Genomic DNA, 26738 nt, shown 5'->3' with positions numbered 1-26738 from the left:
GGATGAGACTTGAGCTGCACGGAAGGGGTTTCGAACCTAATCTGGGCCCCGATTCTCCTTCAGGGGGATCCAAATCGGACCGAAATCACGAAAATGGTCTTCGATGCATAGTAGCGTCAGAGTTGTCAATCATTTTTTCACAAAGAGAGATGGGCAACTCAAAGAAGATAAGAAAATCCATACGAGTATATCTAAAAATAGGATAAAGATTTTGAATGTTTGGCTGGTGGGGGCGTGAAAAATGCGCAATTGGTTTCGTGAAGAACTTGCCAACCAAATGTGGAGGAATTGTGAAGACGAAAAATAGTTTTGAGCTTGGGTTTTGCTTGCAAATGGCTAGAAATGACCAAAAAACAGTGCCTGATGCTACCAAAATGCCTTAGCAGTCTCATTTACGCGTTTATCCAGTGGTTCTATAGACACTCTATACAAATGTAGCGTAAAAGCTATGCAATGCTTGCAGGGTGGTAGATGCTGCTAAACCCGCAGGTAGATGGCACAATTGCCGAAGTTTCTCGCTTGCAAGGCAAAACGCGATTTTGTACATTGCGCATGCCGGTGAGTGAGGAAAGTAATACGAATGATCCAAAGCAACGAAAATATCTTTCGCGGTGCACGTGCGTTACGCGCGCGTGCGCGCGTTATATATATGGTCGTTGCAGCGATCTTCCTCAGTCTCACCATTTCGGCAATTTCCGCCACGGTTTTCACCCCCGCCGCTTTTGCAGACGATACGCTCCTGGTTGCCCAAAGCGCCACGAGCGATGATGCTGTAAACGCAGGCGCGGATGATTCCGCTGGCACTCCTGTTGACCAGGCGATTTCTGGCGCGGAAGGTGGAGATTTCTCGACTTCGCTCGCTGTGTTCGCTTCGCCCGAAATGGCAGGAGAGGGCGCTGTTGCCGAGAATGGCGCGGAAGACTTCTCCGAAGATGCTTCTGACCAGCAGATTTCTGGCGCGGAAGATGGAGATTTCTCGACTCCGCTCGAAATGACAGAGGGGGAGACGGCCGACGAAGATCCCGCCGCCACGGAGAACGTCGAGAATCCCACCCCCGAAGAAACCACTACCGCTGAGGAGGAGACCACTCCCGACCAGGTCGACGTGCCTGGCATCGAGGAACCCGAGGAAGGAGATTTCTCGACTTCGCTCGAAATGACAGATGAGGTCTACGGTCCGGTACGTTACCTATCCGCCGCAAATGCGCCGGTCATGGCACCTGCTGCAGCCGGTACCAACACGTTCTCGGACAACGCGAACATCACCTGGGAGTACAAGAATCATGTGCTGACGATCACTGCCGGTGGCAGTGACAAGCAGCTCACGACTTCCCTGACGGGCTCCAACCTGCCGTGGCTCACCTCGACCACGAGTGCGGTCAGCCGTGCCGACATCCATAGTATTAAGTTCGTGGCCAACGGCTCGGGTGGCAAGGTCACCCCGCTGGACCTCACGAGCTGGTTTGCCGATTACACGGCGCTCACCACCATCGACGTGACCAATCTGGATGTTTCCAAGGCCGTGAGCTTTGACAAGATGTTCCAGAACGCGAAGGTGCTCACCACCATCACGGGTATGGAGACCTGGAAGACCGACAGCGGCATCTCGTTCCAGGACATGTTTGCCAATGTCGAGAAGCTCGAGTCGCTCGACCTCTCGGGAGTCTATACTGCGACAGGTTCCGGCAGCAATGTTGCTGACGGTACCGAGAAGAATAGACTCGATATGTTGGCCGGCATGAAGTCCTTGCGCACCATTACACTGCATCCTGACACCGCGCTGACCGATACGGGCATCGAGCGCATCTCCTCGCGCAATGACGACCTCGGCTACTGGATGGCCACGCGCGTCGTCCAGGGCGAGATCAACGTCTGGCAGGGCAAGCCCTCCGAGCTGATCCAGCGCTGGGGTACCAACGGTGCGGCGGACAACGGCCTCAAGGCGAACTTCACCCTCAACTTCTTCCCCGAGGGCTACTTCACTAGTAATAGTGCGATCAAGTGGTCCTACAACTGGAATCGCAAGACGCTCGAGATCGAGCTTGATCCGAGCATCGCTCATACGGACTTCGCCGTCACCGAGACCGCCAGCCAGCTGCCCTGGCTGCGTGCCGTTCCGAGCGACCTCATCAACATCATCACCTTCCACGAGACGATCGACGGCACTAATACATATAAGATGGTTGCACCCGCATCGATTGCGAACTGGTTTGCCGACTACGTTAACCTGAGCGTCTTCAGGGGTTCCGGCCTCGACGTCAGCAACGTCACGGACTTCAGCGGTCTGTTCAAGGGCTGCATCAATGCCGCGAACATCGACATGACGGGTTGGGTCATGGGCGCATCGGCAAACATCTCCGAGATGCTCGGGGACTGCCGCTCGCTCAAGACTATCACCGTCTCGGATACCACGCGCATTGCCGGTGCCGGCCTGCTCAACATCTCGTCGATGAACAAGGCCAACGGCGTCTGGGAGCGCTACGACGACAAGGGCAAGGTCAAGGACCCCTGGTTTGGCACGACCGACAACCTCGAGCGTCGTTACAATGGCACCATCCTGGGCGCTGCCCACGGCGATGCCACCTATCGCTTCAACACCATCCTGCGTGGCGGTCGTTTTGACAACGACAACACCTGGTGGAAGTTCGACAACGTCAATAACATCCTTTCCATCGGTGCCGACGATGATGAGGATGGCGAGACTCTGGGCAAGCTCATCAGCGAGACCGCCAGCGCCAACGGCACCCGTTACATGCCGTGGCTCGAGCAGGTCGATGGCCAGCCCATCGTCACGATACGCAACGTGGAGCAGATCAAGACCTATAACGGTGCGCAGCCTGCTGACATGTCCTACTGGTTCAAGGACTTCGTGAAGCTCTTCGACTTTGACGGCACCGGCCTGGACACGAGCCAGTGCGTTGGGTTCACGGGCCTGTTCATGAACGACGTCGATCTTGGTGGCGTCAACAACGGCGTCCTCGACATCAGCTCCTTTGACATGAGCCACAGCATGAGCGCCAATCGCGCCGACATGTTCAAGGGTGTCAACAAGTTGCTTAATATCAAGCTGGGCCCCAAGGTGCAGCTCATCGGCTCCGGTCTGGACAAGCTCGACCTCCATGACCAGACGAGTGGTACCTGGGTGCGCAAGGGCTCCGATACCGACTACTGGATCGGTACCTCCGCCAGCTTGCTGAATCGCTACGGCAACGCCGCTTCCGAGGGCGCCGCCCTGGGCGAGGCCGCACTCTACTTCTGGGATGTCACGTTGCTGCGCAACGTCTTCCAGTCCAATGGCAACATCTGGTGGGAGTATGACTCCGATGCCGCAACGCTGCGCATCGGTGCCACCAACCCGAGTGGCAACGTCACCATCACCGAGCGCCCCGACCCCGTCAACGTGCAGAACGACCAGCCTTGGCTGCTCGTCATCGGCAAGGCTGCCGGCAGCGGCGAGCCCGCCCGTGCCCTGGGCCGCTCCTCGATTCGCTACATCGTCTTCGAGGACAAGCTCCACATGCTGTATCCGGCCGACTGGTTCAAGGACTACGTCAATCTCGAGAACCTGCGCTTTGCCAAGGGCATGGACTTCACGGGTGCCACGAGCCTCGCGAACTTCTGCGCCAACTGCACGGCGATGCACACCATCTCGGGTATGGGCAACTTCACTAATACTACGGGGATCACCTCCGTGGCCCACATGTTTGATGGCACGAGGTTTGCCACCTTGGCCGGCGTCGATGTCTTCGACACTTCCAACGTGACGGACTTCAGCTACTTCCTCGCCAACAACACGGTACTGCGCACCTTTGACAAGGCCGCGGCGTGGAACACCTCCAAGGGCACCAATTTCAGCTACTTCTTCTACAACAACCGCTCCCTGTCCACGCTCGACATCTCCGGTTGGGACATGAGCAAGGCGACGACCGCGAGTTCGCGCGAGAACTTCCTCGCCGGTCTCAACTCGCTCGAGATGCTGTTCCTGGGCGACAAGATCATCCTGACCAATTCTGGTTTGGGCGACGCCACGCTCGCTCCGGACCGTGCCCAGGACAAGGGCAGCTTCCAGGCCAGCACCTTCGATCCCTCGACGGCCACCAATGCCAGCGTGACCCACAAGTGGCTTGGCCCCTCGGCCGACCTCGAGCGCCGCTATCCGGTCACCAGCCGCAACTACGGGAGCAACTTCCTCTACGAGTGGAGGGCCCGCAACTACTCCGGCCGCTTCAGCGATGCCAACGGCGGCGACATGGCCTGGTGGAAGTACGATGCCGTCACGGGCATGCTGACCGTGGGCACCGACACCACCAATCCCATCCAGCTCGCCCTTGACCCGACCGAGGCCGAGGCTGCCTGGATTCCCGTCATCGACGCCATCTACGAGGCCGAGAACCAGTACGACGGCCTGGCCAACGTCAAGTCCTTCGTTGCCGAGGCCCTCAACGGCAACCCGACCATCCGCCTGTCTGCCTGGAGTCTCGCGAACCTCTTCGCCACCTATTACACCGGGCTCACGAGCTTCAACGGCGCGGGTCTGGCAACGGACCTCGTGATCAGCCTCGCCTCCATGTTCGAGGGCTGCGACTCGCTCGTCAGCTTCACCGGCGTGGAGAACTGGGACACGGGCAAGGTCACCACCGTAAACTCCATGTTCAAGGACACCAAGAGCGCCATCCAGATCGAGGGCACCCAGAACTGGAACACCGCGGCGGTCACCGACTTCTCCTCGATGTTCGAGAACGCCACCGGCGTCGAGAGCATCCTCAACATCGGCACCTGGGATGTCTCGGCGGGCACGACCTTCGAGAACATGTTCAACGGTGCCACGAGCCTCAAGTACCTCAACATTGCCTTTACCCCGGCTGCCGGTGGTCACATGAACGTCACGGCCAACCGCAACGGCATGCTCGCCAACGCGCCGGCCATCCTCGAGCTCACGGTCGGCAACAACTCCTACCTGGCCGACACGGGCATCGATGACAACCACAAGTCGTCGCGCGGCTCCTGGGAGCGTCGCGACGAGTCGTTCACCATCGTGTGGTTTGGCACGACGAAGAACCTCATGGTGCGCTACCCGGTGTCTGACCCGGCAAGCGACCTGGGCGTCGTCAAGTACACCTGGGAAGAGGGCACGCTGCGTGGTCGCTTCACCAACGAGAACGCCTGGTGGCAGTTCACCTACACCGACGACGAGAAGACCCATGGTGACCTCATAATCGGCCTCATCGACACGAGCACCGGTGCCGACCACGTCATTACCGAGACGGCCGCCGAGCTGCCCTGGGCCGACGCCTTTGGCGACAACAGGGTTTCGGCTATCACGATGCAAAACGGCGTCACCTTCGTGGGCAACAACCTCGAGGGCTGGTTCGAGAACTACACCGCGCTCGAGCACTTCGATGGCACCAGCATGAACGTCAGCGGCGCCACGAGTCTCGCCAACCTCTTCAAGGGCGATGACAAGCTCATCGTCGTCGAGGGCCTCTCCAACTGGAGCGTCCACAACGTGCTCAGCTATGACTCGATGTTCGAGGGCTGCGCATCGGTCACCTCCATCGACGTCCACGGCTGGGAAATGAACGTCAACGCCACGCGCGTCAACATGTTCAAGGGCCTCGATTCCATCATCTCGCTGTACCTCGGCCAGTACATCAGCCTCGAGGGCACCGCGCTGTTCGATTCCGATACGCGCAACGCCACCATGGGTTCCTGGATGCGTGCCACCAAGGATGCAGACGCCGTGCTCTATGCCGATGACCCCTGGTTTGGCAGCTCCGATGACCTCGTACGCCGTTACGAGAACCCCGCCGGCAACGACCACGGCTGGAAGAACACCGACACCTATGGCGCTTACTATTACTGGCAGACCGGCGTGTTCCGCGGCCGCTTTGGCGAGAACGATAACGCCTGGTGGTCCTATGATCGCGGCACGCTGACCTTTGGCATGGACCTGCCCGAGGTGTGGTCGAGCGAGAACACCGTCGAGCCCGTCGTGACCGACCGCTCCATCTACGAGGCCGACACCATCGACCCCGAGACCGGCAAGGTCGTCAAGGGCGAGCACAGCTCGCAGCTGCCTTGGGAAAAGGCCTCGAGCGTGGACGGCATGTTCAACGCCTGGACCGACGTGGTCTCCGTCACGGCGCAAACCACCGAGTACAACGGTGTCACCTACAAGATCAACCCGCGCAACCTCTCCTTCTGGTTCAAGGATTACAAGGGCCTCAAGAGCTTTGATGGCGTCAACATCAACATGAAGTCCGACGAGCAGTCCTTCGAGTCGCTGTTCGAGGGCTGCACGAGCCTCGCCGTCCTCAACTTCTCCGGTTGGGAATGGGATGGCGACATGGAGCGCACCAACATGCTCGCTAACCTGCCGGCGCTCTCCAGCCTCACCATCAAGCGCGTCGTGCTCGAGGGCACGGGCCTGGGCCTCGACGTGAACGGCAAGGAGCTTGCCGCCCGCGCCGCCAACGTGGGCCGTTGGGTCATGGACAACAACATCGTCCATGACGTGCCGTGGTTTGGCCCCACCGCCAAGCTCGTGAGCCGCTACGACGTGATCCTGTCCGTCGCCATCGACGACGAGCACCTGTACACCTGGGACTCCAAGTACGCCGGTAGCCGCGTGGACAACAACCCCAATGCCTGGTGGATCTTCTCGCTGGTCGATGACGAGGAGAACGACGTCAAGAAGGGTACGCTCATCATGGGGTCGGATGCCAGCGAGGATCGCGACATCCACAAGTCCGGCACGGCCACCTTGGTGGACGGCAAGATGGAGTACAGCGGCTCCACCCTGCAGTGGGCATTGTCGCCGGGCACTACGGTCGTCAAGACCGGCACCCTCGACAACATCGTCGAGATCACCGAGGACCTGATCGCCGGCATCCCCAACATCGCGGCCGTCAAGCATGTCAGCACCTTCTCGACCCTGGTTCCGCAGGACACGATGCTCGGCTGGTTCTCCAACATGGTCAACCTCGAGAGCTTTGACGGTACCTTCCTGGACGTCTCCCACGTCACCAACTTCAACGGCCTGTTTGCCGGTTGCAAGAAGCTCGCCTATGTCAAGATCGGCAACTGGATCATGCATGACGCCGGCCGCGATGCCGATGTCACCGACATGTTCCGCGACTGCCAGTCGCTCTACAAGCTCACCGTGGGCAAGGGCGTCGTGCTCTCGCAGGCCTCCGGCCTCAGCGAGACGCTGACGAATCGCGAGCCCGACAAGGGCACCTGGATCTACAACCTGTGGTTTGGCTCTTCGAGCGACCTGGCCGATGACTACACCAACGCCGGCGTCTCGAGTGCGGCCGATGCCCTCTACACCAACGGTTCGGTCGTCTCGACCGAGATCACCTACACCTGGGACGAGGGCAACTTGGGTGGTCGCTTCCCGAGCAACCCCAACGTCTGGTGGCGCTACACGGGCGTCGTGCGCGATGGCATGGTCGGCCTGCGTGTTGGCCTGCTGCGCATTGGCAGTGACTCCGAGGACAACAACGCCATCACCGAGACCTCCGTGCAGCTGCCCTGGCGCAAGCTGCTCAAGAACGTCAACACCATCACCGAGGTGCGCACCGCCGCCGACGGTAGCTATCCCGTCTCGGTCAAGGACCTCTCCGGCTGGTTTGGCACCTATCTGGCAGCTGACAACTCGACGCGTGCCCATACGGGTCTGGACACCTTCAAGGGCGAGGGCTTCATCCTGGACAAGCCCGGCAACGAGTGCATCAGCCTCGAGGGCATGTTCGATGGCGCGACCAAGCTCGCCAAGGCCACGGGCATGGAGCACTGGAAGACCTCGACCGTGCGCAGCTACGTGCGCATGTTCTACGCCTGCCAGGTGCTCTTCGACCTAGACATCCAGGATTGGGACATGACCACGGCTCACATCCAGGACACGCCCACCACCCAGGACATGTTCCACGGCATGGGCTCGTTCCACATGGGTCTTGCCAGCCTGACGCTTGGTCCCAACGCCGTGCTCGAGGGCACCAATCTTGCCATGCTGCTGCCGAATCAGCAGGAAGGCCGCACTTTCCATAACACCGGTGACGGCGTGTGGGTCATGGGCGATGCCCTCAACTCCGATGCCATCACCGGCGACACCGACACGCCGTGGTGGGATACGACGACTGCTCTCGTGGAACGCTACAAGCTCGACAAGACCGGCCAGCGCGCAGCTGCCTCCATCGCCACGAAGACGACGCCTGCCACCGTGGCTCCGCCTGCTGACCTCATCCACAAGTACACGTGGACCCCGGGCATGCTCGGCGGCAACTTCGCGAGTAACGCCAACGTGTGGTGGAAGATTGACCACGACACGCGTGACCTCACCATCGGCCTGCACAACAAGGACCTTTGCAACGTGGTGACCGAGTACAATCACCTCGTCGATGGTGAGCTCGTCGACGGCTACGAGCAGTACATGACCCCGTGGTACAAGATTGGCGCGGCCATCTCGAGCTTCAAGGTCGACACGAAGAACGGCAAGGTTGCTCCGCTCTCGCTCGAGGGTTGGTTCGACGAGGACTGCATCTTCCGCAACGGCGGCATTGCCGGCAGCCTCGGCATGCCCGCATGGAACGCCAACAACATCATGGACGAGTGGCAGCGCTACGCGAGCGAGGAGTGGATCAACCTCGACTGGGAGTCCACGGCTCACGGTTACAAACCCTCTGATGGCTACAATATGTGCGACAGTATCGGAACTAACTGGACCGATTGGACCTATTGGTTCAACCCGCGTTACTGGACCGGTTGGGTGGAGAATGGCGTCGAGCGTGTCAACGTTGCCGAGAAGATCTTCACGCCCGTATATCTTGAGGCTGGCGAGACCTACTACATGTCGCTCGACTACAAGACGAGGGTCGAGGATTGGTACAACGGTTGGTATTGGGGCTATCCGGACTTTAGCTTCGAACTCTATGATACGCTTGATCGTCGTACGAGTACGCATCGCGTCACCCATGTGTCGATGTATGCGAACAGGGGTAGCTGGACGCATGGTTCCAATACCTTCTCTGTTAGCAGGAGTGGCATATACTATGTTGGTTTTGACGCCCAGATCTTCTCCGACGAGTACGGTGTGTTGACCGGCTGGGCTGCAAGGGACCTCGCAGTTTCCAAGTACACGAAGTTCACCTACTTCGATGGTTCGGGCCTGGATACGGCTAACACCACATCCACGGAGCGTCTGTTCAACAACGCCGTGTTCCTGCGTGACATCATCGGCGTCGATGACTGGGACACCACGCGCGTCACCACCATGCAGGCCACCTTCCGCAACACCAAGGTACTCACGACGCTCGACTCCATCAAGGAGTGGAACGTCTCCAACGTCGTCAACTTCAGCCGCATGTTCGAGGGCATGCAGTCCATGGACGCCACGCTTAACCTCGACTGGGTCACCATCTCGGCCGAGGACCTGAGCTACATGTTCCTCAACAATACCTTCGTCCCCAACACCAACTATCTCAAACTGTGGGACGTCTCCAAGGTCACCAACTACACGGGCATGTTCAAGAACGCCACGGCGCTCGAGGACGCGGCCGCCATCTCCGACTGGCGTCTGGGTATCGACGTCACGAGTGACCTCACCGAGATGTTCATGAACACACCGGCGCTTGCTGCTATCGACACGCGCGGCTGGAACCTGGGTAGCCCCACCATCATCGATCGCATGCTCTGCAACGCCACGGCCCTGCGATCCATGGCCTTCGGCGTCACCACCTCGCTCAAGGGCGCCTATCTGGGTCTTGACGAGAACGGCAAACAGTTCCCCTCGCGTAACGCCCGCGCCGGTGGTTGGATACGCCTCAACGCCTCCAAGGACTGGTTCGGTTCCACGGCCGACGTCGCGGCCCTGTATCCGACGCTCAACTGGGGCGATACGGTCGAGGGTCCCTACACCTACATCTGGACCGACGAGCAGACTGGTGGCAACTCCTTCCCCAGCAACGAGTACGCCTGGTGGAAGTACATGAAGGACTCCAAGACCCTCATCATCGGCATCGACGAGGAGAAGGCCAACAACCCCGACTTTGTCAACTACCACACCTGGGTTACCGAGACCTTCGAGGAGCTGCCCTGGTTCGTCTCCGAGGACGGCACCGAGAACCTCATCTACACCCCCGAGGAGATCGAGAACGTGCAGTTCGTCTCCAACGTGCACGTCATCAATCCCTCGCGCTGGTTTGCCGGTTACGTGAACCTGCATTCGGCCGACCTCTCCGGCATGCGTATCGACCTGGCCGGTGACATCTCCGGCCTGTTCGATGGCGACGTCAAGCTCCAGAGCGTCATCGGCTTGGATGACTGGTACAACGAAATCGGCGCCGCCAGCGACGCTGCCATCGACGAGGCCAACAAGACGCTGCCCACCGACAAGCAGCTCGTGAAGGACGACACGATCATCACATCCTTCGAGAACCTCTTCAAGGACAATACGCTGCTGCGCGAGCTCGAGACGCTCGAGAACTGGGATGTCTCCACGGTCACCAACATGGCCGGCATGTTCTGGGGTGCTGCCACGCTCAATGACATCTCGCAGCTCAACAACTGGACGACCGCGCAGGTCACGACGATGGAGAACATGTTCCGCGGCATGCTCAAGCTGCGCAAGGTCGATGCCGTCGTCAACTGGGACACCTCGTCGTGCGCCAACTTCGATGGCATGTTCCAGGACTGCAAGACCGTCGTCTCGGTGGACCTCACGAGCCCCAACTGGAACACGGACGCGGCCATCTTCCCCAACGGCGATGGCACTAACCGCCTGCAGGCCATCAACATGCTCGCGGGTATGGATGCCCTCAAGTTCCTCTACGTGAAGCCCACGACCATTCTCACGGGCACGGGCCTGGAGAAGTCCGACACGCACGAGGGTCGCGATGGCCGCTGGACCCAGCAGACCATCAACGGCTACGTGCCGTGGTGGGGTAGCGCCACCGACCTCGTGGAGCGTTATCCGATGGAGTACAACCCCGAGCTCGATCCGTTTGGTGGCCCCGACGGCATGAACCTCACCTATCGCTTCGAGTTTGGCAGGCCGGGTGGTCGCTTCGAGAGTAACCCGTATGCCTGGTGGTACTTCGACAACGATCCCGAGTCCGAGACCTACAAGACGCTCGTCATCGGCGTTGACACCGAATGGGTGCAGGTCACGGTCACCAAGGACGGCTCCGGCAACAAGAGCTTCAGCTACACGAAGGTGCCCGTCGACAACTTCGTCGTGACCGAGACCGCCGACTACCTGCCATGGCTCACGCCGGCTGCTGGTGCCATCGAGCTCACGCCCGAAGCGGCCCGCCCGCTCATCGAGCATGTTACCTTCAACGGCAACGGCATCACGCCGACGGATATCTCGCGCTGGTTTGCCGGTCTGACCAATCTCAAGGATGCCGACCTGGCCGGTGTCGAGATGAACCAGACCCGCTCCATCGCCAGCCTCTTCGAGGGCGATGCCAAGCTCGAGACGCTCAACACGGGCAACAAGGGCCAGCGCTGGACCGCCATGCCCAATGTCACGACTGCCGCTTCCATGTTCAAAGGCTGCGCGATGCTTGGTGCCGTCACGGGCATGGAGTATTGGGACATGAACAAGGTTCTTAACTTCACGTCCATGTTCCAGGGTTGCACCGTGTTGCCCAATCGCATGATCGAACAGGCGGGCAAGTGGCAGCTCAACACCGACGCCGCCACGAGTTACAGTATGGCCAACATGTTCCAGAACTGCGCCACCATCACCACGCTCGATGGCCTGCTCGACTGGAACACGAGCCGTGTCAACAGCTTTGCCTACATGTTCGAGAACTGCGCCTCGCTGCTCTATGCCAACGGCGTGCGCAATTGGACCACCGACATCTGCATGGACTACACGGCCATGTTCCAGGGTGACCGCGCCCTCAAGGAGTTCAACGCCAAGAACTGGGTCGTGGATCGCAACAGTGCATACGAGAACACCTTCTATCTTTGCCTTGAACTTGATCGCTGCGTGCTGGGCGAGGGCTGGTCTTCCATCAAGGAGCCGACCCGTGTCGATCCGTTCCAGAACATTATCAACGAGAGGTTTGTTACTAGGACCTGGACGTTTACTGCGCCACGTTGGGCTGACGGGTTTTACGTTGACATCCACAGCTGGTATATGGCGACTTCTGACTGGGCGGGCACTGCGCATCTGTATTTCTACGATGAGACGGGCGCTTGCGTTTTGACACTTAATGGGTCGGGTAGCAACAGGCAGCTTCTTGTGGATGGTCGCTATCTGCGCATCGTCTGCTCCGGCCAACGATTCTATGAGTCGAGTCTGAGTGCGCAGGTTTACTGGGTCTATCCCGAACTTCAGATTTGGGAGTGCGAGGAGGACCACTGGACGGGCACCTGGAACAATATCAACGAGGGTTTTGACAAGTACCAGGCAACCATGGCCGGCACCTACGTGTGGGGCGAGGGTCTGGCCGGTGCGCGCTTTGACTCCAACGATCGCGCCTGGTGGACCCTCGAGATCCGCGATGACAGCTACGAGCTCGTCATCGCTGTCGACGATGGCGACGTGACCCGTGGCAAGGTCAACACTGATCCGGCTCTGGGCAAGAGCGTCACCGAGACCCGCTTCTACGTGGATGAGGCGCTCAAGTCCCAGCTTGGTTGGTCACCCTGCAGCCGCTTCAAGGACTATGCGCGCTACGTCAAGATCGTCAACACCTATGACGGTATCAATGTGCTGTATCCCTATAGCTGGTTCGAGAACAACGTCAAGCTCGAGAGCTTCGACGGCTCGGGCATGACTATGGGCGATGCCACGGACATGAACCACATGTTCAATAACGACGGCAAGCTCGCGAGCCTGACGGGCGTGCAGAACTGGGATGTCTCGCATGTGCTCGACTTCAGCTACATGTTCAACATGTGCGCTTCGCTCGAGGACATTAGCGAACTTGTTGGCTGGCATCTCAATACCGATACAGGCAAGACCATCAACATGACCCACATGTTCTATGGTACGCGTATCATGGACCTCAACCCGCTGGCTGCGCCACAGCCCGGCCAGCCCACCGGTTGGGACATGTCGCACGTTCTGGACACGAGCTACATGTTTGCCGAGAACAAGTTCCTCGTGGATCAGACGCCCATCGCCCATTGGGACATGTCCACCAACGTCAACTTCAGCTATATGTTCGCCAACGACACCGCACTTGCCACGATGGATCTTTCCCGCTGGCAGATGCGTCGTGTCGTGAGCACGAGCCCGTACTATGCTGTCAACCTCGAGAACATGCTCGCTGGGCTTTCGAGTCTCGGCCAGCTCACGGTGGGCGAGTCGTCCCTGTTGCAGGGCACGGCGTTCAACAACAGCCTGTCCAATCACGGCCCAACAGACGGCATGTGGCAACTCACGTCTACGCGCGACGGCATCGAGGATGGCCTGCTCTTTGCCGACGGACGTAGCCCCTGGTTTGGCGACACCTCCAAGCTCGCCGCACGCTACACCAACGACCCCTATTCGGCCGACGCCCTCGTCTTCAAGTGGGTTCCCAAGCAGCTGGGCGGCCGCTTTGACAGCAATCCGTACGCCTGGTGGCGCTACGACAACGATCCGGAGTCGGATACCTACGGTACGCTCACCCTGGGCGTGGACGACCACGACAGCACCACCAAGTACGTGGCCGCCGATGACGACACGACCGTCTATGGCAAGAACGTAACCGAGCTTTCCGGTACCGTCGGTGGCACCGAGTACGTCCTTCCCTGGTTGCAGGTCACCGACGACGAGGCCGCCATCACCGACACCTCGCTTCCCACCACGCCCAAGCTCGTCACCAAGACGATTATGGCAAAGACTGACGTCAAGAACATCGTCAGCTTCAACGGCCTGCTCATCGACAATCCCGCCAACTGGTTTGCCGGCTACTCCGCCATGGAGAGCTTCGACGGCACGCAGATGGACGTCATCAACGCCACGGACATCTCCCACATGCTGCAGGGGACGAGCTCGCTTACCTCGCTCACGGGCAATTGGAACGTCTCCAACGTGACCGACATGTCCTACTTCCTGAGCGGCGCGAGCTCGCTCGAGTCCATCGCGGCGCTCACCAACTGGGACGTGACCAAGGTCACCACCATGGCCCACAGCTTCGACGGCATGAAGAGCCTGCCCAACCTCGACGAGATCGGTTCCTGGCAGATCAACAGCCTTGAGGACGCCTCCTATGCCTTTGCCAACACGGGCATCACCAATCAGCTCGCCACTATGCACTGGCCTATTCTGGGCACCATGAACCTCACGGGTATGTTCGCCGGCAGCCACGAGCTCGCCACCGTGGACATCTCCTACTGGGATACGACTAGCTGTACCGTGACCGACATGTTCAAGGAGCTGCGCAGCCTCGGTGCCGATACCGGCTACCTCAAGGTTTCCGGCTTCAACACCCTGATGGGTACCAACCTCGACGGCATCTCGACGCGCCTTGCCAACCAGGGCATGTGGGTGCGTCAGGAAACCACGCCCATCGAGTGGTTCGGCAACGGCAACTCGCTCATCAAGCTGTACCCGGCCACGGGCAAGGGCGTCAACGAGGACACCAACGTCTTCACCTACAGTTGGGACCCGACCCGCCTGGGCGGACGCTTCGAGAGCAATCCGCATGTCTGGTGGATCTTCTATCCCAACGTCCTGGGCGACCATGCGGCCAAGACCCTGACCATCGGCTCTGACCCCGGTTGCCCGAGCACCGAGGTGACCGAGACCAACACCGGTACCACCGATGAAGCCGGCAACGTGACCAACCTGCTGCCCTGGCTTGTCTACAACGAGCATATTGACGGCCCCATCGTGCCCAAGGGCAACGTCGTACACTTCATCGCCGAGTCCGAGGTCACGCCGGTGGACGCTGCGGGTCTTGCGGCCGAGAGCCGCGGGAAGAGCTTCGAGGGCTGGTTCAGCGGCTATAGCGTGCTCAAGGACTTCGATGGCAAGGGCCTCGTGATCGGTAATGGCATCACGTCCTTCAAGGACATGTGGAACGGTGACTCGAGCCTCACCAGCATCAAGAACATCTCGCACTGGGATGTCTCCAACATCACCAACATGGCCAACTTGCTCAAGGACAACAGCTCGCTCGAGACCTATGGCGAGTTTGGCACCTGGACTGCCGGCCTAGGTGGTGGCAAGCTCGCCAACATCTCAGGCCTGCTCTACAACAACGACAAGCTTACCAACGATGACCTGGCCTACTTTGGCAGCTGGGACGTCACGGGCGTCACCGACATGAGCTACCTGCTCTACGACGCCGACGCCATCACGACGCTCGTCAACCTCGAGAACTGGCGTGCGAGCAGCCTGCAGACCATCAACTACGCCTTCGCCGACATGGAGGAGCTCACGACGCTCGACGGCCTGGCGGATTGGGCGCCGGGTCGTGGCGGCGCCGTCTCGCTGTTCACCATGGCCCACATGCTCGAGAACGATCTCAAGCTCTCCGACGTGATGGCCATTACCGGCTCTGCCGCCGGCGGATCGTTCTGGGATGTCTCCAACGTCACGGACTTCAGCGCCCTCTTCAAGAACATGGGCCGCAACGTCTGGGCCCAGAAGGTCACCAAGCTCGACCTGTCGCGTTGGGACATGCGCAGCATGACCCATCGCTCGGTGCTGCCGACCGTCACCGACATGATGCTTCTGGGAACCATCACCGCCGAGGACATGGACTTCTCGAACTTCGTCGAGCTCACGCTCGGCCCCAACGTCATCCTGGAGGGCACCGGCCTTGACCAGAGCGGTTGCCAGGCCGGCGACTACGGCGTGTGGGTCAAGAACGATACGAGTATCGGCAGCGGCGTGCCCGTGGGCAACACCGGCGATTTGGTGCGCATGTACCCGGCCTCCACCTCGGCGACCGGCCCCGTGGACGTCACCGTCTACACCTGGGATACCACGCATCTGGGCGGCACCTTCGACTCCAATCACAATATCTGGTGGACCTATGCCAAGGAGAACTTCTCCAACGGCGAGAAGACCGGCACCATCACCCTGGGCGCCATCGATCGCTCCAAGCCCCTCTACACCTTCGAGGTGGCCGCGGACGTGCCCTGGAAGCGCCTGCAGGAGACCGTGAGCGCCTTCACCGTCAACGACGTGAACGGCAAGGTCGCTCCCGTCAGCCTGGCCGAGTGGTTTGCCGAGTATCCGGCGCTCGAGGACTTTGACGGAAGCAAGCTCGATGTCAAGGACGTCAACAGTTTCTACCACATGTTCTACAAGACGCCGTCCCTGCTCACCTTCAGCGGCACCGAGAACTGGAACACGAGCAGCGCAGCCACCTTCGAGGGCATGTTCCAGGAATCTCCGCAGGTTATCGAGATTCACATGGAGAGCTGGGCGATGCGCTACAACCATGCCAAGGTCACGACTCTGCAGCCCGACGGCTCCACCAAGACCGAGTACACCTGGGTCGTGCCGAAGCTCACCGACATGTTCCTGGGTACCGAGCACCTGCGCGTGCTGGGCCTGGGCGAGAGCTCCGTGCTCGAGGGCAGTGGCATGACCGATATCGTGGCCGTGGGTCCGACGCGTCGTGGCTTCTGGTACCAGGACACCGACGACGTGGACGCACCGGGCGTCAACAAGTATCTGACAACCGAGCTTGCCAACCACTATCGCGCCGGCCTTACCGACATCCCCGGCACCCACGTGTACTACTGGGTGTACAACTCCGCATTCAAGAACGAGAACGTATGGTGGAAGTACGACAACAAGACCTACACCCTGATCATGGGTGTCTACGACCCGCTGGGCAACTGCGTGGTCGAGGAGTTTGGCGATGACCTGCCCTGGAAGGGCTCCATCAACACCGAGGCTTCCAACCGCGTCGAGAACGTCGTGACTTACAACGTCAACGGTGGCCGCATCGCGCCCAAGTCCCTCGAGGGCTGGTTCGAGGATTACAAGAGCCTCATCACCTTTGACGGCACGGGCTTGCGCGTCGATGACACGGGCAGCTTCGAGCGTCTGTTCAAGGGTGACGACAAGCTCGAGACCGTTGACATCTCCAACTGGGTCATGGTCACCGGTCCGCGCTTTGCGCAGGCAAGCGATGCCACGCTCACCACACTCGATCCGAGCGTCACCGACATGTTCACCGGAACCGACTCCATCCGCGAGCTCTCGACGCGCTACACCGTCAAGCTCGACGGCAGCGGTCTGAACCGCAAGGACGGCATGTGGGCCACGGGTGTCTTCAGCGACAACCACACGCCGGACGACACCCTGTGGTTCCTCAATTCTGAGCGTCTGCGCAAGAACTATCCGAGTGCCACCATCGAAGAGGCGAGCAACGCCAAGACCGGTGCCATCCGCTTCAACGAGCATGTGGTGTACTACTTCGTCAAGGGCTCTGGCAACATGCTGCACGATAATCCTGATGCCGCCTGGGCCGTGGTGCTCGAGGACACCGTCGTGGGCAATACGACCGTTCATGCCAACGAGATGTACATCGGCGTGCGCCCCGAGGCCGAGAACAAGGAGATCAGCGGCATGCGCTGGAGGCCCTGGGGCCCCTACACCGAGAAGGTCACCGACATCAAGACCTACGGCCTGCTGTCGCCCGACTACATGTACGACTGGTTCAACAACTCGCGCTATGCTTACACGCAACCCCTCGAGGAGGGCATGTACCTGTTCCATGCTGATAACCCTCAGTACAACGGCTATCTGTATTACCAATATGATCCCCATTACTATTCGGGTGGCGGTCTTGCTTACGAGTATTGGTACGGTGGTCTTGGCTCTCGTAACAACGGCTGGTACATCAAGTACATGGGCACCGATGAGAAGTATGGCCATTACTACGAAATGCGCTACGGCAGCTCCACGGGCAACTCCATCACCGATGTGGGGCATATCGGCGGTTACGTTTACATCTATAATTACTACAGCGGTGACCGCGGTATCTGGAACCGTCTCCTCATCTCGCCGGTGAATCGTCCCGATCTCATCCTCGATCGATATGACGGCGGCAATCGACTTCATTGGCTCAGCGCGCCGCTCGGCGACTGGAGCAACTATCGCAATGCCAACGGATATGGCTACGACCATTACTACAGTGACGGCAGCCCGCGCTACTGGGCAACTTCCTGGGGCCTCGAGCGCCCGTACGATCCGTTCCCCAACCTCACGACCTTTGACGGCACGGGTCTGGACGTCTCACGCGTCGTGAGCTTCGAGCATCTCTTCCGCGATTGCCCCAAGCTCGAGAGCGTCGACTTCTCCAACTGGGAGATGAAGCTCGATGCCAAGACCGATCGCATGCTCAAGACCAACCCGAAGCTCAGCGAGATCAGGCTCGGCAACAAGTGCCTGCTCACCGAGTCGGCGCTTGACGCCCACTATGACGCCATGGGCCGTTGGGAGACCTGCGATCCGGATGCCCTCCTCTTCGACGGCAAGTGGTGGGGTACCACGCAGGACCTCATCAACCGCTACTCCAACGAGCACAACACCCACGGCTACCGCATCTACCAGTGGAACGACGGGGCGTTGGGCAGCCGCATCGGTAGCAACGACCGCGTCTGGTGGTACTACACCGAGGACGGCTTCAGCCCCGAGGGCGTGCACAAACCCAAGGTGAACCCCAATTCGCTCGTCATTGGCGTCGATGATGGCTACCTGGACGCCGCCCTCAATGTCACCGTGAGCGGCTTTGACCAGGTGCCCTGGTACAAGTTCCTCAAGGGCGGCATCATCGAGCACATCTACTCGTTTGCCGGTGACAAGGGCAAGATCACGCCCACCACCCTGAACGAGTGGTTCTACAACAAGGACGGCCTCTACGAGAACAACGTCACCTTTGACGGCAGCGGCTTCAACACCGCCCTGGTCAAGGACTTCACCAACGTCATGCGCGGCCAGGACTGGCTCGCGGCCGTGAACTTCTGCGGTTGGGACTTTGCCGATGACGCCAAGATCGACAACGCGCTCACCGACACCGTGCGCCTCAAGGAGCTCACCGTCAACGACGACTCCTCGCTGCGCGTGCTCTCGACCCTGCCCGACCATGGCGCCGGGCGCTGGATCGCGATGTCGGTCGAGACCGTCCCGACTGACAAGAACCCGGCCTACGTGGGCCAGTTCCTCAACAACACCGAGATCCAGGCCTACTACCCGGCCGGCGGCAACGACCATGGCCTGGTCACCTGGGAGTGGAAGAACGGCACGCTGCTCTACTTCGAGAAGAACGTCGGCGACAACTCGGTCACCGGCAATCTCGAGACCATCTTCCTCGAGCGCGGCCTGACCTACACGCTGCCCACCCGTGACAGCGACCCGACCTGGCATCGTGCCGGCTACAACCTCATGTACTGGAACACCAAGGCCGATGGCACGGGCGACGAGTGGCAGCTCGGCAGCGAGTACCTCGCCGAGTACGCCGAGTCCATCACCTTCTGGGCGCAGTGGTACCGCGATGCCTACGTGACCATGACCTACGTGCTCGACACGGGCGAGGGCAACTACCCGCTCGGCCCGGATGCGGCCATCTCGACCGGTCGTGCCCACAGCGCCGGCGCCGACCTCATCGGTAGCGACCGCCTCATCTGGGACGGCACGGCCGAGAACGCCGTCGAGGAGGGCGTCACCATCCAGGCCCCGTTCGTGCGTCCGGGCTACGAGCTGTCCGGCTGGGTGTACTACACGCGCCAGACCATCGAGGGCGAGGAAGGCGACGAGCCGCAGGTCATCACCACCGAGCACAAGGTCGCCTTTGGCGACACGCTGCGCCTCTTTGACGCCAACGCCGGCGCTCCCGGCAACACCGAGATCGTCTTCTATGCCTGCTGGACGCCGCTCACCGGCTACAACCTCATCTACGACCCCGCAGGGGGCTCCTACACGCCGGCTCCGCGCGAGGTGGGCTACGAGGACAAGAACCTCATGCCGACGGACGCCGACCAGATGACCAAGCATGGCTATCGACTGGCTGGCTGGTACGCCACGCGCCTGGTCAACGGCGTGGAGGAGAAGATCATCCTCGACGACCAGGGCAACTACCTGATCACCGCCGAGACCATGTTCCGCACCATCGCCGCCTCCGCCGACACCTCGGTGGTCACGACGCTGCACGCCGAGTGGGTCGTGGGCAACGTCGACCTCGTCTTCACCACCGATGGCAACGGCTACAACGGCCTGGGCGGCGTGGGCACGAGCCCGTCCATCACCCAGACGGTGCCCGGCGACGACACGACCAAGCACAACTTCGTCCAGACCAACCCCATTAGCGACGGTCATTACCACTTCTCGCATTGGACCGTGGACTTCGACCCGACCTGGCGCTGGGACGACTCGCTGCTTCCCATCGACGAGATCACCCGCATCGCCTTCAATACGCTGGGCGATGGCCTGTGGGTCGACGCCACCTTCACGGCGCACTTCGAGCCCAACGAGTACGAGATCGTCTTTGCCGGCGGCCAGGGCAAGCACGGCGAGGTCGCCGTGGGCGCCCGTCCCGACGAGCATGCCGCCTTCGGCACGGCGTTCGAGGCTCCCGCCGGCACCGACTTCTCGCTGCCGGGCTACATCTTCGTGGGCTGGCTCACCGACGAGCAGGTTCCGCGCGTGCTCAAGGCCGGCACCGCCTACAAGGACCTCACGAGCGCCAACGACGTCATCACGCTGACCGCCCAGTGGCAGGCCCAGACCTCCACCTTCACCTACATCGCCCAGACCGGCGGTACCGTCTCGACGCCCGAGTCCACCAACAGCAAGCCGAGTCTCACGCTCACCTTCGACCGCGTGTCCCCGACAATCACCACCGTCATCGCCCGCCCGAAGCCCGGCTATGCCTTCCTCGAGTGGCGCGACACCGTGACCGGCGACCCAATCATCGCGGGCAACGGCGTCACCATCACCATGAACTCCGATGGCAGCTGCAGCCTGTCCATGGTGCTGCCCACCGGCACCCTGTGGCCCGCGAACGCGAGCTTCACCGCTGCCTTCAAGGCCGCCACCTACACCATCCACTACGAGATGCCCAACGACGGCTCCGTTGGCACGGTGCCCGCCGACCAGACCAAGACCACCGGCATCAAGCTGCGCCTCACCTCGCTCACGGCCGACACCGTCGACCCGACGCTGCAGCGCGAGGGCTACATCTTCGACGGCTGGAAGACGGTCGTGGGCAACAAGACCTACACCTTCGCCGATGGCGCCCTGCTCGATTTCGACCTCTCCACCGTCCAGGACGCCGTGGTCACCCTGACCCCGGTCTGGAAGGCAACCAACTACACCATCGTGTTCTTCCGCGGCGCCGATACGGCTGTCGGATCCATGGAAAGCCAGGTCTTCACCTACGGCGTCAAGCAGCAGCTGCGCGACAACGCCTTCCAGCGCAACGGCTACACCTTTGCCGGCTGGGCCACGCGCATCAACGGCGAGCCGCTGTGGACGGACTGCATCGAAGCCGATAGCCATGGCAAGATGCACTACTACCTCACCACCGCCGGCAAGGAGGGCCAGCGCATCGTCGTCTACGCCCTCTGGGACGTCATCACCGAGTACGAGGTGAGCTTCGAGGTTGACGGCATCGACGTCGACAACGTGACGCTGCACGACGCCGACCCGGTCATGGTGCCCATCAACGGCTTCGCGCCGGCCAACCCGACCTGGACCAAGAACCCGGATGCCAAGGGCTCCTACGAGCTGGCCTACTGGTCCTACATCACCTATCACGAGGTCACGGGCCCCGAGGTCGGCATCACCCAGGACATCACCAAGATCGCCATCACCGGCCGCACGATCTTCACCGCGCACTTCGACAAGGACGCCTTCACGGTTCGCTACGACCCGGGCAGCCATGGCGGCTACATCGAGACCAAGGACCAGACCTTCTTCACCGGTCTCACCATCAACTCCGACATGCCGCTGTTCGCCAACACCGGTAGCGCCGGCACGAGCCAGAGCCCCGACTTCTTCGACACCGCGACGTCCAACTACGTCAACGTCGGCAAGCCCAAGGGCGAGATGGGTTGGATCTTCCTCGGCTGGGCCTGGATTGACGGCGACGGCATCGGGTGGCAGGACTACTCCGACGCGCCCATCACCATCGACGGCCTGGTCTACAACCGCGCCGAGAAGCCCACCAAGGTCACCTTCCGCACCACCTTCGTGGCCCAGTGGACCCCGACCGAGACCATCGTCCGCTTCCAGCCCAACAAGGGCTCCATCGCCCCGGGCCATGAGGCCGAGATGGCCAACAAGACGCTCTACGTGGGCGACACCGTCGTGCTGCCCGCGGCCAACGCGGTCTTCCGCGATGGCTACGTCTTTGAGGGCTGGTCCATGGAGGAGAACGGCGACGCCACCTTGCAGCCTGGCGACAAGGTCGCCGTCGTCGGCAGCCCCGGCGGCATGAACATCTGGGCCATCTGGTCCAAGCTCTCCTACACGCTGCACTACGACAGCCAGGGCGGCAGCTCCGTGGCCGACCTGACGGGCGTGGCCTGGGATGGCAAGAACCTCGTCAGCGTCGCCGACCCGACGCGTCCCGGCTACACCTTTGCCGGCTGGTACTCCAGCCCCGACACCACCATCCAGGAGGGCCTGGCCAAGGTCGATAACGACATCCCGTTCAGCGTCATCGCCAAGGCAAATGGCAAGGACGCCACCGAGGCCCTGGCTACGGGCGCCTACCTCTACGCTAAGTGGCTCCAGGTCGAGGTCATGATCAGCTACAAGCCGGTCATCATCGACCCTGAGACCGGCGAGTTTGTCGAGACCACGGGCGGCATGACGACGCCGATGGTCAATTCCGTGGGCGCCGACTTCGACATCCCCAAGGGCGCCTCGGCCTACGCCAACCCTGGCTACAAGTTCCTGCGTTGGCAGAGCGTCGATGGCAGCCAGGTCTCCACCGACCCGCTGGCCTTCATCCCCACCAAGAAGCACGGCGAGCTGTGGGGTGACGAGCTGCACGCCGTCTACTACGCGGTCTTCGCGCCCATCACCTACACGATCACCTTCAACACCAACGGCGGCATCGGTATCATGGACGCGATCAGCGCCCAGTTTGGCGAGACCAAGAAGCTTCCCGCCAACAACGGCCAGATCGCCCGCATGGGCTACGACTTCATCGGCTGGAACACCCGCGCCGACGGCTCGGGCACGATGATCGAGGACGAGGGCGAGGTTCGCAACCTCTCCAACCTCGACAACGCCATGGTGCGCCTGTACGCGATGTGGGTCGGCAAGGACTTCATGCTCACCCTCAACGCAAATCACGGTACGCCCAATGCCGATTCCGGTCAGGATTTCGACGAGAATGGCAACATCTCGTACCTCATCAAGGCCGGCACCTCCACGCGCCTGCCCGACGCCCGCACCTTCACGCGCCAGGGCTACGTCATGGACGGCTGGGCACGCACGCCGGATGGCGAGCTTGCCTACACGCCCGGTTCCCTGTACTGGATGGCCGGCGGCGAGACCACGCTCTACGTCCACTGGGCGCCCAACACCTACACCATCCGCTTCGCACCCGACTTCGTGGACGCCACGGGCGTCATGGACGACGTGAAGGCCCCGATGGGCAAGAGCGTGTCCCTGCCCGCCAACAAGTTCGAGCGTGGTGGCTACGACTTCCTGCGTTGGCGCTACACCTACGAGGGCGAGACCTTCTACTTCAACAACATGGAGGCCGTCAAGGACCTCGTGCCGACCGACGGCGCCGTGGCGATGCTCTTTGCAGAGTGGACGCCCAAGCTCAACACCGTCGTCTTCGAGAACGGCGATAGCGGTGTCATCAGCGGCGTGGCCAACCCGCAGCAGGTGCTCACGGGCTCCAAGCCCTCCATGAAGAACCTGAGCGTCGAGGGCCTGCCCGGCTACGTCCTGCTCGGCTGGGATTACGAGATGCGCGTCGAGGGTGCCAAGGCGCTCACCGGCCACATCACCGACCCGTCCGACCTCGTCATCCTTGGCCCCACGACCTTCACGGCCGTGTGGTCCAAGCCGATCGTCGTCAGCTACCTGCCGGGTGAGCATGGCCTGTTCACCCCCTACGAGCAGGGCAAGACCACCTTCTCCAACCTGCCCGTCACGGCGACTCCCGACTCCTACCGCATCGCGCTGGACGCCGACATGGTCTCCATCGCCACGGGCAATCCGTTGGGCGACGGCGACTGGGTCTTTGCCGGCTGGCGTCGCGCGGCCCTGGACAAGGACGGCAAGCCCACCGGCCAGGTCTTCGACTACCTGGTCAAGGACATCAACCCCGGCGACCCCTTCCCGTTCCCCGGCTTCAGGGTCGAGGAGTCCTCGGTCACCTTCACCGCACTGTGGACCCGCAACATCAAGATCACCTACCAGCTCGGCACTGACGACGAGGGTAACGAGCTCGGCATCGAGAACTGGGCCAACCCCAACTACGGCGGCGAGAACCGCGTCGGTACCGGTGCCCCCGTCATCCTCTCCGTCGAGTCCGGCAACACCATCGAGCTGGCCAACGGCGACGACCTGTTCCGTCCGGGCTGGCGCTTCGAGGGTTGGGCCCTGAGCCCCGAGAAGGCCGAGCTTGCCCTCATCGCCTACCTGGGCGTCAACGACGACGGCACCAAGCAGGAGATCACGCTGGATGGCGACGACATCACGCTGTACGCCGTCTGGACCGAGCTCGTCTACAAGATCCACTACATCACCGACGGCGGCACCTACATCTCGCCGGCGCGCCTGCACTGGGACGAGGCCTCCGTCATTCCCGAGGAAGACCCGACCTGGGACGGCCGCACCTTCAACGGCTGGTACTCCGAGGACAACACCGGTGTCCCGGCTGTTAGCGCCCCCAACGGCGTCAAGGGCACCTACGGCATGACCGTGGCCGAGTTCGCCGCGCTCATGAACTTCGATTACCGCGTCACCGACATGAACGTCTACGCCTGGTGGATCCCCAAGAACGCCACGTTGCACTACGGCGTCTGGCAGGGCGTCGGCGGTACCGTCAGCGTCTACGAGGAGACCATCGACTCGGCCACGGGCGTCCCCACCGGCTCGATCGCCACCCCGTCCAAGAGCTACGCCTTCATCGGCTGGGTGGACGCCTCCGGTCGCCTCGTGTGGACCTCCGAGAACCTCGTGCCCACCAAGACCGCCAACGAGGCCTGGGTCGACGGCACCATCTGGTACGCGAAGTTCGCCTACGACACCTACACGATCCGCTATGACTCCAACGGCGCCGAGTCCGGCAGCATTCCCGACCAGTACGTGGGCTATGACGAGACCACCTACCTGACTGAGAACAACGAGCGCCTGCAGCGCAAGGGCTTCACCTTCCTCGGCTGGTCCAAGGAGAAGCACGACTACTTCGTCGATGGCGACGCGGCCCGTGAAGCCCGCGATTACGTCGATGGCGCGCAGATCACCTCGATCGTGCCCAAGGGCCAGTCCATCATCACGCTGTACGCCGTGTGGCTCATGACGGGCTACAAGGTCAACTACGTGCTGACCGACCAGAACGACTTCTACGGCGAGCATTACCTGGGCTACATCGACGATAACCTCAACGGCATCAAGCACATCTACGGTGATCAGGTCACCGCCCTGCAGTCTACCGACACGCACAACGCGCATCGCGAGGGTTACAACTTCGCCGGTTGGAAGTACTACACCGACAACGGCACGCCGGTCTTCGTGGACTTCGGCGCGACCTTCGAGATGCCCAACTACGAGATCACCCTCGAGCCCAACTGGCGCCCGATCAGCTACACCGTGCAGATCCTGCCCGGCGAGGTCCCCGCGGCCAACGTCATCGCCGACTACGCCTTTGACGAGTTCCTCAAGTACGACGCCAACAACATGCCCTACTTCGAGTTCGAGGTGGCCTGGGACGAGATGTTCGACGCCCTGCAGCGCTTCACCGCGCCGGGTTACGAGTTCGTCGACTGGTACGTCACCGGTGGCCAGAGCTGGTACGTGGACGTCGACGGTCCGCATGAGCCCGGCTGGTACAAGAACTTCTCCGATGACCTCAACGGCACCGCCGTCGTCGTCTTCACGGCCCGCTGGCGTACCGAGGCCCAGCACGTGGTCTTCACCACGCCCGATCCCAACGAGGGCGTCATCGGTGGTGCCTACGAGCAGGACATCTACATCGGCGACGTGGTGGCCTACGACAAGCTCGCCATCCAGCCCGCGCACAAGAAGTACCTGGCCGGCTGGAACGCCGAGGAGGTCGTGACCGTCGATGGCGTCTCGACCACCAACACCTACACCAACCTCACCCTCGACGAGGTTGCCAACTGGGAGGTCAAGGGCAAGATCACCTTCACCGCCATCTGGAAGGACGGCTTTGCCATCCAGTACAAAGAGGGTAGGGAAGAGATCGGCGTCGGCATCTTCGGCGACTTCTACGGCGACCATGACCACAGCCATGACATCGACGGCATCGAGGGCAAGACGCTGTTTGCCCACGTCGCCCCCGATTCGCCCACGCCTGCCTATAATGGCATGACCTTTGGCCAGCCGCGCAGCATCGACAACAAGCTCTACAGCTTCGCCGGTTGGACGTACCTTGACTATGCCACCGGCCAGTGGCTCACGATCGGCCAGGTCGACCTCTCCGACATCGTGGTCACCGAGGACCGCATCTACTACGCGGTGTGGGCGACGGCCGGTTACTTCATCGACTTCGAGCCCAACTTCCCGACGCAGCCCAAGTACGGTGACGTCGAGTTCAAGAACGGCGGCGAGATGGACG

The 26738-nt window shown here is 61.2% G+C and carries 1 protein-coding gene (only partly in view); it reads left to right on the top strand.

Annotated features, from left to right (window positions below; all coding sequences use genetic code 11):
* The first annotated feature begins 649 nt into the window (after positions 1 to 649).
* A protein-coding gene (locus OIM11_07415; GenBank protein HJJ00955.1) for a BspA family leucine-rich repeat surface protein crosses the window boundary here: on the top strand, positions 650 to 26738 show its 5' portion. The gene runs 16853 nt beyond the window's last position; the window shows 26089 of its 42942 coding nt (coding positions 1–26089); it begins with the start codon at positions 650 to 652; its stop codon lies beyond the right edge, outside the window.

Source organism: Coriobacteriaceae bacterium (assembly GCA_025992705.1).
Classification (GTDB): Bacteria; Actinomycetota; Coriobacteriia; order Coriobacteriales; family QAMH01; genus QAMH01.
The sequence above is the reverse complement of the archived record's forward strand: the minus strand, read 5'-3'. Positions and strand labels throughout refer to the sequence as shown.